12 protein-coding genes are annotated in these 13,014 nt (G+C 42.8%); all 12 read left to right on the forward strand.

Annotated features, from left to right (window positions below):
- Positions 1 to 41: 41 nt before the first annotated feature.
- The gene (gene pnp / locus GC096_RS31435) at positions 42 to 2,144 is read left to right on the forward strand and encodes a polyribonucleotide nucleotidyltransferase (RefSeq protein ID WP_171635850.1); all 2,103 of its coding nucleotides are present in this window, start codon (positions 42 to 44) and stop codon (positions 2,142 to 2,144) included.
- 198 nt (positions 2,145 to 2,342) lie between these two features.
- The gene (locus GC096_RS31440; protein ID WP_246303067.1) at positions 2,343 to 3,320 is read left to right on the forward strand and encodes a polysaccharide deacetylase family protein; all 978 of its coding nucleotides are present in this window, start codon (positions 2,343 to 2,345) and stop codon (positions 3,318 to 3,320) included.
- A 108-nt stretch (positions 3,321 to 3,428) separates the two neighbouring features.
- Positions 3,429 to 4,685 carry a M16 family metallopeptidase gene (locus GC096_RS31445; protein WP_171635854.1) on the forward strand — a complete coding sequence of 419 codons (1,257 nt, stop codon included), beginning with the start codon at positions 3,429 to 3,431 and terminating at the stop codon, positions 4,683 to 4,685.
- Positions 4,686 to 4,698: 13 nt separating this feature from the next.
- Complete coding sequence (dut, locus tag GC096_RS31450; RefSeq protein ID WP_246303105.1) at positions 4,699 to 5,127, forward strand: dUTP diphosphatase; 429 nt, start codon at positions 4,699 to 4,701, stop codon at positions 5,125 to 5,127.
- A gap of 153 nt (positions 5,128 to 5,280) precedes the next feature.
- Positions 5,281 to 6,180 (forward strand): dipicolinate synthase subunit DpsA, encoded by a 900-nt coding sequence (gene dpsA / locus GC096_RS31455; protein ID WP_056625067.1) that lies wholly within the window; start codon positions 5,281 to 5,283, stop codon positions 6,178 to 6,180.
- Positions 6,177 to 6,770 carry a dipicolinate synthase subunit B gene (locus tag GC096_RS31460; protein WP_056625070.1) on the forward strand — a complete coding sequence of 198 codons (594 nt, stop codon included), beginning with the start codon at positions 6,177 to 6,179 and terminating at the stop codon, positions 6,768 to 6,770. Before dpsA ends, GC096_RS31460 begins: the two co-directional genes overlap by 4 nt.
- 36 nt (positions 6,771 to 6,806) lie before the next feature.
- The gene (locus tag GC096_RS31465; RefSeq protein ID WP_171635861.1) at positions 6,807 to 7,847 is read left to right on the forward strand and encodes an aspartate-semialdehyde dehydrogenase; all 1,041 of its coding nucleotides are present in this window, start codon (positions 6,807 to 6,809) and stop codon (positions 7,845 to 7,847) included.
- Between the two features lie 42 nt (positions 7,848 to 7,889).
- Positions 7,890 to 9,107 carry an aspartate kinase gene (gene dapG / locus GC096_RS31470; RefSeq protein WP_056625076.1) on the forward strand — a complete coding sequence of 406 codons (1,218 nt, stop codon included), beginning with the start codon at positions 7,890 to 7,892 and terminating at the stop codon, positions 9,105 to 9,107.
- Positions 9,108 to 9,133: 26 nt separating this feature from the next.
- On the forward strand, positions 9,134 to 9,997 hold the full coding sequence (dapA, locus tag GC096_RS31475) for a 4-hydroxy-tetrahydrodipicolinate synthase (protein WP_171635863.1): 864 nt from the start codon (positions 9,134 to 9,136) through the stop codon (positions 9,995 to 9,997).
- A 171-nt stretch (positions 9,998 to 10,168) separates the two neighbouring features.
- Positions 10,169 to 11,845 carry a ribonuclease J gene (locus tag GC096_RS31480; RefSeq protein ID WP_056625086.1) on the forward strand — a complete coding sequence of 559 codons (1,677 nt, stop codon included), beginning with the start codon at positions 10,169 to 10,171 and terminating at the stop codon, positions 11,843 to 11,845.
- 91 nt (positions 11,846 to 11,936) lie between these two features.
- A complete protein-coding gene (locus GC096_RS31485) occupies positions 11,937 to 12,758 on the forward strand; it encodes a ClpP family protease (RefSeq protein WP_246303068.1) in 822 nt (273 codons plus the stop codon).
- On the forward strand, positions 12,755 to 12,994 hold the full coding sequence (locus GC096_RS31490) for a YlzJ-like family protein (RefSeq protein WP_171635865.1): 240 nt from the start codon (positions 12,755 to 12,757) through the stop codon (positions 12,992 to 12,994). The genes GC096_RS31485 and GC096_RS31490 overlap by 4 nt, the downstream gene beginning before the upstream one ends.
- Positions 12,995 to 13,014 lie beyond the last annotated feature (20 nt).

Here is a 13,014-nt window from a genome sequence, read left to right on the forward strand (position 1 = left end):
ACACATATTTTGAAATTCAAACCATGCCTTAGGAGGATTTTATGGAGACAAGGGTACAAATGGAACTTGGCGGTAAGCCGTTCATTCTTGAAACAGGCCGACTAGCCAAACAAGCCAATGCAGCTGTAACAGTTCGTTATGGCGATACGGTTGTGCTTAGCACAGTAACGGCTTCCAGCGGACCGAAAGATTTAGATTTCTTTCCGTTAACAGTGAATTATGAAGAAAGATTATACGCGGTTGGTAAAATCCCTGGTGGTTTTATCAAGCGTGAAGGACGTCCTAGTGAGAAAGCCATTCTTGCGAGCCGTTTGACGGATCGTCCGATTCGTCCGCTTTTTCCAGAAGGCTTCCGTAATGATGTTCAAATCGTGTCGATCGTCATGAGCGTGGATCAAGAGTGCCCACCTGAAATGGCTGCTATGATCGGTACTTCTGCTGCACTTGCGATCTCTGATGTTCCTTTCAACGGACCTGTTGGTGGCGTGATTGTTGGACGTGTTGATGGACAATTCGTTATTAATCCAACTGGTGAAATTGCAGAGAAGAGCGATCTTCACTTAACTGTAGCTGGTACCAAAGATGCAATTATGATGGTTGAAGCTGGAGCGAAAGAAGTTTCAGAGGAAGTTGTCCTTGAAGCAATCATGTTCGGTCATGATGAAATTCGCAAGATTGTTGCGATCATCGAGGAATTGGTTGAGCAAGTAGGGAAGCCGAAAATGGAAGTTAAACTCCATGCTGTCGATGCTGAAGTGAATAGCGCGGTGCGTGAATTTGCTCAAGCAAGATTAGTGGATGCGATCAAAATTCCTGAGAAACATGCTCGTCAAGAAGCAATCGATGTTGTCAATGCAGATGCGGTTGGGCATTTCACCGCTTTATATGTAGAAACACCTGGTCTTCTAGGTGATGTGAAAGAAACGCTTTATGATATCGTGAAAGAGGAAGTACGCCGCTTAATCACGCATGATAAAGTAAGACCGGATGGACGTAAACCAGAAGAAATTCGTCCAATTGAGTGCGATGTTAACTTGTTGCCGCGCACACACGGTTCTGGGTTATTCACTCGTGGACAAACGCAAGCTCTTAGTATTTGTACATTAGGTGCGCTTGGTGATGTTCAAATCTTGGACGGTTTAGATCTGACTGAAACGAAACGTTTCATGCATCATTATAACTTCCCGCCATTCAGCGTTGGGGAAGCAAGACCGTTGCGTCCTCCAGGTCGTCGTGAAATTGGACATGGTGCATTAGGTGAGCGAGCTATTGAGGCGATCATCCCGAATGAAATCGAGTTCCCTTACACAATTCGTCTTGTGTCTGAAGTATTGGAATCGAACGGTTCGACTTCTCAAGCAAGTATTTGTGCGAGTATTCTTGCACTTATGGATGCTGGGGTTCCGATTAAAGCGCCAGTTGCAGGTATTGCAATGGGTCTTATCAAAGACGGCGATCATTTCTCCATTTTGTCCGATATTCAAGGTATGGAAGATCACCTAGGCGATATGGACTTTAAAGTGGCTGGTACTGCAGAAGGTATCACAGCATTACAAATGGATATCAAAATTGACGGCATCGACCGCAGCATTTTGCAACAATCGTTGCAACAAGCCAAAGAAGGCCGCTTGCATATTTTGAGCAAAATGGTATCACGTATTTCTACACCAAACAAAAACCTTTCTAAATATGCGCCTAAAATTCTTACAATGAACATCAATCCGGATAAAATCCGTGATGTCATTGGAGCTGGCGGTAAAATCATCAATAAAATTATTGAAGAAACTGGCGTGAAGATCGACATCGAGCAAGACGGCCGCGTATTCATTGCATCGTCGAATCAAGAAATGAACGAGAAAGCTCGTTCCATTATTGAAGGCATCGTACGTGAAGTCATCGTTGGCGAAACTTACCTTGGTACAGTAAAACGTGTAGAGAAATTCGGCGCATTCGTTGAAATTCTACCTGGTAAAGAAGGTCTTGTACACATTTCACAAATTTCTACTGAGCGTGTAGCGAAAGTAGAAGACGTTGTGAACATTGGTGATCAAATTACGGTTAAAGTTACAGAGATTGATCAACAAGGAAGAGTAAATCTTTCACGCAAAGCAACGTTAACTTCACAAGTCTCTGCACAAAGCTAGAGAATTGTATTCGTGAGTGCGTTTCATTCATAATTCAGGATAAAGAGTCAGATCTATCTGTCTCTTTTTTGCTTTTCACACTAGTGAGGACATGCACAGGTTCTACTCTTGTCCCAACATTCATACAATCAGGAGATGAAGAAAGGGGACCTGTGTATGCTCCACAAAAAATGGATGTTGCTTGGGAGTTTTTTTGCTATGGTTCTATTTAGTGTGAATGCGATCCCAAGTGTTGAAACCTATATACAAAGTGTGAAAATTAATCAATTTCATGATGATCGTGAGTATGTTGAAACGAGGGTTGACGTACGTCCAGTTTTTGCATCTGCCAATAAATCTACCTTATTAGAAACGATAACGAAAGAAGCAGAGAACCGTAAGGTCGCTCCAATTAATGCAAAAGTAGATTCCGTATGGAAAGCTATCCCAGGTTATAATGGTCTTGAAGTGGATATTGAGGAGACTCTGAAGTTGGCGGAGCATCAATTGACACCAAATCAAATTAATTATGTAATGAAGGAAGTAGAGCCAAAAATCCAATTAGACGACCTTGCTCCCAATCCTGTATATAAAGGTAATTCGAAGAAACCAATGGTTTCCTTTATGATTAATGTCGCATGGGGCAATGAATACTTGCCTAGCATGTTAGAAACGTTACATAAGGAAAATGTTCACGCGACATTCTTTTTTGATGGGTCTTGGTTAAAGAAAAATACTGAAATGGCCAAACGCATAATAAGCGAAGGACATGAGGTATCGAATCACGCATACTCTCATAAAGACATGCGCACGATCGCTCGGAGCAAAGCGGTAGAGGAGATTTCGAAAACAGAAGATTTGCTGAAGCAACTCGGTGTTAGAAACTCATTATTTGCTCCACCATCCGGATACTTCAATCAAGAAACGATTCAAGTCGCTTCAGAATTTAAGCTGCAAACGGTGTTGTGGACTTTTGATACGATAGATTGGAAAAATCCAGGAGCAGGTCGCATTCTTGAGCGACTCTCCAGCAATGTTGAACCTGGCACACTTATCTTGATGCACCCAACCGTTTCGTCACGTGATGCATTGCCAGGAATGATTAGTCTGATTAAGAAAAAAGGGTTGGTATTAGGTACCGTATCTGACCTTCTTTCCTCAAAAAGGATCACCGGACAGGGGCAAATCACGAATTAGTCATGATTTACTGCTGCTAATTTGAGTCCTAGGCACATTTTTGTTAGACTGAGGAAGTATAATAGGAGAATTGGACTTTTAGGTGTACCATTTCGAGGAGGAACCTTGGTGATCAAATATCGCTTACATAATGGCTTAAGAGTGGTTATGGAACAAATCCCCACATTTCGATCAGTAACATTCGGGATTTGGGTAAAAACAGGCTCACGCAACGAGTCGCAAACGAACAATGGTATTTCACACTTTATCGAGCACATGTTGTTCAAAGGTACGGAACGTCATTCGGCGAAAGATATCGCAGAAATCTTTGATGGCATCGGCGGGAATGTGAATGCCTTCACGTCCAAAGAATATACGTGCTATTATGCCAAAGTACTCGATGAACATTTACCTTTAGCGATGGATGTCCTTTCGGATATGTTCTTTCATTCAACCTTTGATGAAGGTGAGCTAGAAAAAGAGAAGAACGTTATTTACGAAGAAATTTCCATGTATGAAGATACACCGGACGATCTCGTTCATGACTTGTTAGCCAAAGCTTCATATGGCAACCATGCTCTGGGGTATACAATTCTGGGCACGCAAGACAATTTGTCCAAAATGAAGTCAGATGATCTTCGTTCTTATCTCAAACAAAATTACAATACAGAGAATACCGTGCTGAGTATCGCTGGGAATATTGATGATAGTGTAAAGGAATTAATTGAAAAGCATTTCGGTGACTTCTCCCAGTCAGGTGTTGAAACAAGCTATGATGCACCAGATTTCCTTAGCGAGTTGATTTTCCATGCGAAGAAAACAGAACAAAACCATATTTGTTTGTCGTTACCTGGCTTGTCTTTGCAAGAGGAGAATTTATATCCAATGGTTTTATTGAATAATGCCATTGGTGGCGGTATGAGTTCAAGACTGTTCCAAGAAATTCGGGAGAAACGTGGCTTAGCCTATTCCGTATATTCCTATCACTCTTCTCATATTGATTGTGGAATGTTTACCATTTATACAGGAACGGCGCCTAAGCAAACGGAAGAAGTATTGAAAGTTACGATGGAGCTGCTTCATGATATTGCCGTAAACGGAATGACAGATAATGAACTTAAGAAGGGGAAAGAGCAGCTGAAAGGCAGCCTTATTCTGAGTTTAGAAAGCACGAGCAGCAGGATGAACCGTTTTGGCAAAAATGAATTGATGACTGGTAAGCATTATAGTTTGGATGAAATGATTGAGCGTATTGAAAGTGTAAACATGGATCATATTCGCCAACTGACGAAAACTTTATTTGCAACACCGTTTGCTCTGTCCATGGTCGGAAATGCGGATGATGTCATTAGCGGTTTCAGGAGGGATCAGCTTGTCTCTCTTTGATTATGAAGTACAAATGAAAAAAATCGAAGGTCAAGAAGATATTCTCTTACCTCAGAAAATGTCTGAAGCGGCTAGCGGCTATGATTTGCATGCCGCAGTTAAAGAGCCAATTGTACTTGCACCTGGTGAGCGTCAATTGATTCCAACTGGTTTCGCGCTAAGCATGCCGCCTGAGCTAGAAGCACAGATTCGCCCTAGAAGCGGTCTTGCTTATAAACACGGTATTACAACACTTAATTCACCGGGAACCATTGATGCAGATTACCGCGGTGAGGTTAAAGTATTGCTGATTAATCTTGGTCAAGAGCCATTCGTTATTCAGCGGAATGAACGCATCGCTCAGATGGTATTCCAGCGTGTACCACAAATTCAACTGACCGTTGTCAATGAGTTGTCTGAAACGGTACGTGGTTCAGGTGGCTTCGGCCATACAGGGCGCTAATACGGCCGGTTACATAAGACGAATAAGAAAGAACCTCTTCTTAGGAAGGGGTTCTTTCTTGTTTCAGGGGATGCAAAGTCGGAAGTCACCCATCCTTAGGCGAACGCATACTATAACGTATCGAAACGGACCGAGGAAGGGGTGTAAGCAAGAATGCTTACTGGGATTTCGGTTGCTATTATGGGAGGAGACGCCCGGCAACTTGAAGTAATTCAGAAATTTACTGAGTTAGACGCTACCGTTATATTACTCGGATTTGACAATCTCGGCAGGCAATTTCACGGTGTTACGAATGTGAAGTTAGATCCGGAGTTGTTTGGGCATGTGGATGCACTTATATTGCCAGTTGTAGGTACGGATGAGACAGGACAAGTGGAATCTATTTTCTCAAGTGAAGAGATGATTTTGACAGATGAGCATATATCTTCATTGCCGAAACATGCCAAGGTATATACAGGTATGGCGAAGAGCTATTTGAAGAAGCTCGTTTCAACACATGACATTGAGCTTGTAGAGTTATTAGATCGTGATGACATAGCCATTTATAACTCGATTCCAACTGCAGAGGGTGCGCTTATGATGGCCATCCAGAACACCGATATTACTATTCATGGTTCCGTTTGTATGGTTTTAGGTTTTGGTCGAACAGGGTTCACAATGGCCAAAACTTTGCAAGGATTAGGGGCAACCGTCAAGGTTGGCGTCAGGAAACCGGAGCATTATGCAAGGGCGTGGGAGATGGGTTTTCAGCCTTTTTATACGAAGGATTTGTACCCGGAAGTGGGGAATATTGACTTGCTTTTTAACACAATTCCGACTATGATAGTCACAGCGCAAGTTATTACCAATATCCCACATCGCGCGCTTATTATCGATTTAGCTTCAAAACCCGGTGGAACGGATTTTCGATTTGCCGAGAAGAGAGGCATAAAAGCGATGCTAGCGCCCGGTTTACCTGGAATCGTCGCCCCCAAAACAGCTGGCCGTATTATGGCTAATACCTTAAGTCAGCTGATCGAGGAAGACTTCAAAGACAGGAGCGATGTGGAATGAATTGGCAAGGGAAAACAGTCGGTTATGCATTAACCGGTTCTCACTGTACACTTGAAGAGGTCATGCCTCAAATTAAGAGATTTGTAGATGCGGGTGCTCGTGTCATTCCGATTGTATCGAATACAATTATGACGACAGACACACGTTTTGGTAAGTCTGCTGACTGGCAGCAAATGCTGAAAGATATTACGGGTAATGAAATTATTTCTACCATTGTTGATGCAGAACCGCTAGGTCCATCCAAATTATTGGATGTGATGGTGATTGCTCCTTGTACGGGTAATACAACTAGTAAACTAGCAAATGCGATGACAGAAAGTCCCGTTCTTATGGCAGCTAAAGCACAAATGAGGAACTTGAGACCGCTCGTATTAGCGATTTCAACGAATGATGGACTGGGTTTAAATGCAATGAATATTGCGAAACTTTTGATTACCAAGAATATTTACTTTGTGCCTTACGGTCAAGATGCGCCAGGAGCTAAACCAAATTCGTTGGTGGCCAGGATGGACTTGATTATGGAAGCTTGTGAAGCTGCGCTGGAAGGTAAACAATTGCAGCCCATGATTATTGAGAGATTTCAATACTAACAGATAGATGTCAACTTGAGGGGGAGAAACCAGCATATGTCCAACCAGAAGCTTTTCAACGTTGCAGTTGTAGGCGCTACAGGCGCTGTCGGCGAGCAAATCATCCGTCTACTAGAAGCACGGAATTTCCCCATCAAGGAATTGAAATTACTCTCTTCTGCTCGTTCTGCAGGTGTAAAGATTGCTTTTAAAGGCCAAGAAGTAGTTGTGCAAGAAGCAACTCGGGATAGCTTTCAAGGTGTTGATCTTGCGCTCTTTAGTGCGGGTGGCGATGTTACGAAAGCATTAGCTCCACATGCAGTAGAAGCAGGCGCGATTTGTATTGACAATACTAGTGCATATCGAATGGACCCAGACACACCGCTTGTTGTTCCTGAAGTGAATGTTGAGAAAATCAATGAACATAAAGGGATTATTGCGAACCCGAATTGTTCTACGATCCAAATGGTTGCAGCGCTTAAGCCGCTATATGACCGTTATGGGATTTCACGTATTATCGTTTCCACGTACCAAGCTGTTTCTGGTGCTGGAGCTAAAGCCATTAATGAAATGCTTAGACAGTCCAAAGAAGTACTAGCAGGTAATGAGGCAAAGCCAGATATTTTACCAGTTGGCTCGTTGCCAGTAAAGCATCAGATTGCTTTCAATGCTATTCCGCAAATTGACAAATTTCTAGATAATGGATTTACAAATGAAGAAATGAAAATGATTCTTGAAACGAAGAAAATTATGGGCGATGAGTCCATTGAGGTCACAGCTACATGCGTGCGTATTCCAGTAGTTTACGGCCATTCTGAATCCGTGTACGTAGAATTGAAAGAAGATTTCGACGTGGAAGACGTGAGAACACTACTCGCAAATGCTCCTGGAATTGTACTCGTTGACAATCCGGCAGAACAACAATATCCACTTGCTACTGATGCTGCAGGTAAGCTTGAAACTTTCGTAGGGCGTGTGCGCCGTGATTTAAGCAACCCTAAAGCACTTAACATGTGGATTGTTTCAGATAATTTGTTAAAAGGTGCTGCTTGGAATGCCGTGCAAATTGCTGAATATATTGCTATAGAGCAACAATAATCAGCAAACTGCTTATTTGAGCAGTGAAAATGGGGGAAACTCATGCGAATTCTTGTCCAGAAATTCGGAGGTACTTCACTTTCCACCGCACAAGCTAGAGAACACGTTATTGGTCATATTCAAGACGCACTAATTCAACATTATAAACTAGTTGTTGTTGTTTCTGCGATGGGAAGAAAAGGGGAACCCTATGCGACTGACACGCTCTTAGACCTCGTTCGGAAGAATGGGGAGGGGCTGCCCGCGCGGGAACTCGATATGTTAATGGGATGCGGAGAATTAATATCTGCCGTACTTTTGTGTAGTTTATTGAACAAAACAGGAATTCGATCCACAGTTTTGACGGGTGGGCAAGCTGGTCTGATCACGAATGAGAACCATGGTAATGCTCAGATCATAGCGATGAAGCCTAATCGGATTCTTGAATTGTTAGAGCAAGATCAGGTTGTCATTGTCACTGGGTTTCAAGGGAAAACAAGCAATGATGAGTTGACGACATTAGGCCGCGGGGGCAGTGACACATCAGCAACAGCACTTGGTGCTGCACTCAAAGCAGAAATTGTGGATATCTTCACAGATGTTAATGGTATTTTGACAGCGGATCCAAGAATCGTTGAAGATGCTAAACCGTTACAACGCGTGAGCTTTAGTGAGATTTGTAATATGGCACACAATGGTGCCAAAGTGATTCATCCACGAGCTGTTGAAGTTGCCATGCAAGCAAATATTCCTATTCGTGTGAGATCAACCTTCACCAAGGAAGAAGGAACGCTAGTCACAGCTTCTGACAACACCTCGACAGATATTAACCATGTTAAAGATCGCTTTGTTACGGGGATTGCTCATTTCACGAATATTACACAGATCCAGGTTGCTGCCGTTGATGGCGAATTTGATCTTCAGCTTCGTGTATTCAAAACGATGGCTCAACATCAGATTAGTGTTGATTTTATTAATGTGAACCCTTCAGGCGTTGTATATACGGTCTTTGATCATGAAGCTGAACGTGCAGTTCAATTACTCAAGGCGCAGGGTTACGAGCCCAAGTTCACGAGTGGCTGTGCGAAGGTGTCCGTGATTGGTGGCGGAATGAATGGCGTACCAGGTATTATGGCGCATATTGTTGAAGCATTAACCGTGGAAGATATCCGAATTCTGCAATCAGCTGATTCGAATACAACCATTTGGGTGCTTGTCCAAGGTGTCGACATGATCAAGTCAGTGCGTGCACTTCATCGGAAATTTAATTTGTTTAAATAAATCAAGAAAGTCAGGAGGCGTACCAAGTGAGTTTTGGAAGAGTAGTCACGGCAATGGTTACTCCATTTGATGATCAGTTGCAGGTCAACTGGGATCAAGTAGAGCCATTAATTAATTATTTAATTGAAGATCAACATTCGGATAGCCTGGTGATTTGTGGTACGACAGGGGAGTCGCCAACGTTATCAGAAGATGAAAAGTTGCGACTTATTGAACTTTCCGTTCGTGTAGCGGCTGGGCGTTGCAAAATCATCGCAGGTACTGGAAGCAACGACACTGCTCATACAATCGCTTTTTCGCGTAAAGTAGAGAAGATTGGCGTGGATGCTTTACTTCTTGTTGCTCCTTATTACAACCGTCCTTCACAGGAGGGGTTGTATCAACATTTCAAAGCAATAGCAGAGGCTGTTAATACACCTGTCGTACTTTATAATGTGCCTGGTCGTACAGGTGTGAACCTGGATGCGGATACAACGATTCGTCTTTCCCAAATACCGAATATCGTGGCGACCAAAGATTGCTCGAATACGGATCAAATGACTCGTATACTTACACATGCTGCCCCTAATTTCCTCGTATATAGTGGAGATGATAGCAATACTTTGCCTTCTTTAGCCATTGGATGTGAAGGGATTATCAGCGTAGCGAGTCATGTGATTGGAAAAGAAATGCAAACTATGATAAAGTATTATCTAGAAGGCAACATTCAGCAAGCTGCTGAGCTTCATCGTAAGCTTCATCCTGTATTCACTGGTATTTTTTGTGCACCGAGCCCTGCGCCAATTAAGCATGCTTTGGCACTTAAGGGTATTGAAACAGGCGGCGTTCGACTTCCGTTAGTTCGTGTATCCGAGCAAGAAGGACAATTCATTCAATCACTTTTTGTATGATCATGCCTAATGAATCGGTGCTTCCGGCATCGGTTTTCTTTTTTTGGGAAATCTAAACGTATTCAGTATTAACTTGTATTTGCTGTTTTTTTTCATGTATAATGGTTGCAAGTGACTAGTTCGGTTTTTTCATTTAAAATTCGTCGTCCAATCTATGAAGGAGGTATATTCTTGTCCAAAAAAAATATTGATAAACTTTTGATCTTCGCTCTTGGCGGCGTGGGCGAAATCGGAAAAAATATGTATTGCGTTCAGTATGCGAACGATATTATTGTCATTGACAGTGGTTTGAAATTTCCAGAGGAGGACATGCTCGGAATTGACATTGTCATCCCAGATATCGGGTACTTAACAGAGAATCGGGATAAAGTACGCGGCATCATCATAACTCACGGCCATGAGGATCACATTGGTGGCTTACCTTACGTGCTTAAACACCTTAATGTTCCCCTCTATGCTACGAAGTTAACGATGGGACTTATTGAAGCTAAGCTGAAGGAAGCGAACTTGCTCGGAACGACGAATCGAATTCTAATCAATTCGGAATCTGTTCTTCCCCTAGGCGTTCTTACGGCCACTTTCTTCAAAACCAATCATAGTATTCCGGATTCTGTGGGTGTCGCACTTGATACGCCAGAAGGTGTTGTTGTTCATACGGGAGATTTTAAGTTTGATCAGACTCCAGTTAATGAGCAATACGCAGATTTGCATCGTATGGCTGAGATCGGAAAGAAAGGCGTTCTTGCCTTGCTTTCAGACAGTACGAATGCAGAACGTCCTGGCTACACGGGCTCTGAGCGCGGTGTAGGGATTGAGATTGAAGAAGTGTTTCGTAAAGCGAAGCAAAGAGTTGTCATTGCGACATTTGCATCGAATATTCACCGTGTTCAACAGGTGTTTGATGCAGCTGCAGCAACGAATCGCAAAGTGACAGTAATTGGCCGCAGTATGGTCAACGTGGTTTCGATCGCTAGCGAATTAGGCTACTTGCACATTCCAGATGGCATGTTGATTGAGCCAGAGGAAGTTAATAAGCTTGCAGCTGATCGTGTAGTTATCCTTTCAACGGGTAGCCAAGGCGAACCGATGTCTGCACTAACAAGAATGGCACGTTCAACCCATCGTAAAATTGATATTTTACCAGGGGATACGGTTATTATTGCGGCAACTCCGATTCCAGGAAATGAGCGTTACGTTGGCAGAACGGTTGATGAGCTTATGCGCATCGGTGCCCACGTGATTTATGGACCAGGATCAGTAACTGGTGTTCACGTTTCAGGTCACGGTAGTCAGGAAGAATTAAAGCTAATGCTTAACCTGATGAAGCCTAAATACTTTATTCCAATTCATGGCGAATATCGCATGCTGCGTCAACACGCTATCCTTGCCGAAACTGTCGGCATTCCTAAAGAAGACATTTTCATGTGCGATATTGGTGATACGGTAGAAATTCAAAATGGGGCTGCACGCAAAGGATCGAAAGTTCAAAGCGGCAACATCCTAATTGATGGACTAGGTGTAGGGGATGTAGGCAATATCGTGTTGCGTGACCGTAAATTACTGTCGCAAGACGGAATTCTTGTAGTCGTGGTTACACTTAGTAAGCAAGATGGCAAAATTTTGTCCGGCCCAGATATTATTTCACGCGGATTTGTTTATGTTCGTGAATCCGAAGGACTTCTTGAAGAAGCCAATCGAATCGTAACAAATACGTTAACTAAACTTATGAATGAAAATGTAAATGAATGGGCATCTTTAAAAACAAATGTGAAAGATGTTCTCGGACGCTTTTTATATGAACAAACCAGAAGAAGACCAATGATTCTTCCTATCATTATGGAAGTTTAGGTACTCGAACAAGTCACTTGAGCCTATGCAAATAGTAAAGCTCTCTCCAATTGGAGGGAGCTTTTTCTTGTTGTTGCAATGAGAAGTATGCATGAAAGCATACAAGTTTATTCATACTATGGGAGATCTTGCACAACTTGTATGTGAACATAATTTGAAAGGGGATAATGAAGTGGCATCAGCACCAGGCTCGAAAGAACAGGAACAAGAACCGGGATCAGAGGAAGTCAAGAAAAATGCGGTTCTCGAAAATATCCAACAATTAGGACAAACGAACACGGTTTCTGGTGAATCCAATATTTTTTGTCTAACGATAATAGGACAGATAGAGGGACATATTGTGCTCCCACCTCAGAATAAAACGACCAAGTATGAACATCTGATTCCTCAACTTGTAGCCGCCGAGCAGAATTCCAAAATTGAAGGTGTCATGATCATTTTAAACACTGTAGGGGGCGATGTGGAGGCTGGTTTAGCTATTGCTGAAATGGTCGCGACGTTATCGAAACCAACGATAGCATTAGTCTTAGGTGGCGGACATAGTATAGGCGTTCCAATCGCCGTATCTGCAGATTATTCGATCATCGCAGAAACAGCGACCATGACGATTCATCCAATTCGAATGAATGGCTTGGTGATCGGAGTACCTCAGACCTTTGAATATTTAGACAAAATGCAAGAGCGTGTTGTAAGGTTCGTAACGAAACATTCTAACGTAACGGAAGAGAAGTTTAAAGAGCTGATGTTTAAGACAGGTGAACTTACGAGAGATATCGGAACAACGGTAATTGGTATTGATGCCGTTAAATATGGATTAATCAATCAAGTAGGTGGCATCGGCGATGCCATTCGTGAGCTGAACAGCCGGATCGAAGCGAAGAAAGTGGCGAACTCTGGGGGGCTTGTTCAGTGACCCATTATTCCGTGATTCCAATGGAAGTTATATTTGAAGGTTTCGATGCTTTTAGCCCACAATATTTAGAGGTTGAAGTAGACGGTTTCATGATGCAAATTGAGCCGTTAAGTGGCTATCAGGCACGTATTGTAAGGTTGTATAGCTGTAATCCACAAGATTATTTGAATGAACACTATACGCCTGGCAGCATCATTTCCTACCAACCTCAGCTGGGGGTCAATTCCGCTCGTTAGGTCTTGTTCCCGTATCATCC

This window comes from Paenibacillus plantarum (genome assembly GCF_013141695.1).
Taxonomy (GTDB): domain Bacteria; phylum Bacillota; class Bacilli; order Paenibacillales; family NBRC-103111; genus Paenibacillus_E; species Paenibacillus_E plantarum.

Coding starts and splice junctions, on each gene's coding strand:
- pnp (WP_171635850.1), top strand. CDS start 42: ATGGAGACAAGGGTACAAATGGAACTTGGCGGTAAGCCGTTCATTCTT.
- GC096_RS31440 (WP_246303067.1), top strand. CDS start 2,343: ATGGTTCTATTTAGTGTGAATGCGATCCCAAGTGTTGAAACCTATATA.
- dut (WP_246303105.1), top strand. CDS start 4,699: ATGAAAAAAATCGAAGGTCAAGAAGATATTCTCTTACCTCAGAAAATG.
- dpsA (WP_056625067.1), top strand. CDS start 5,281: ATGCTTACTGGGATTTCGGTTGCTATTATGGGAGGAGACGCCCGGCAA.
- GC096_RS31460 (WP_056625070.1), top strand. CDS start 6,177: ATGAATTGGCAAGGGAAAACAGTCGGTTATGCATTAACCGGTTCTCAC.
- GC096_RS31465 (WP_171635861.1), top strand. CDS start 6,807: ATGTCCAACCAGAAGCTTTTCAACGTTGCAGTTGTAGGCGCTACAGGC.
- dapG (WP_056625076.1), top strand. CDS start 7,890: ATGCGAATTCTTGTCCAGAAATTCGGAGGTACTTCACTTTCCACCGCA.
- GC096_RS31485 (WP_246303068.1), top strand. CDS start 11,937: ATGAAAGCATACAAGTTTATTCATACTATGGGAGATCTTGCACAACTT.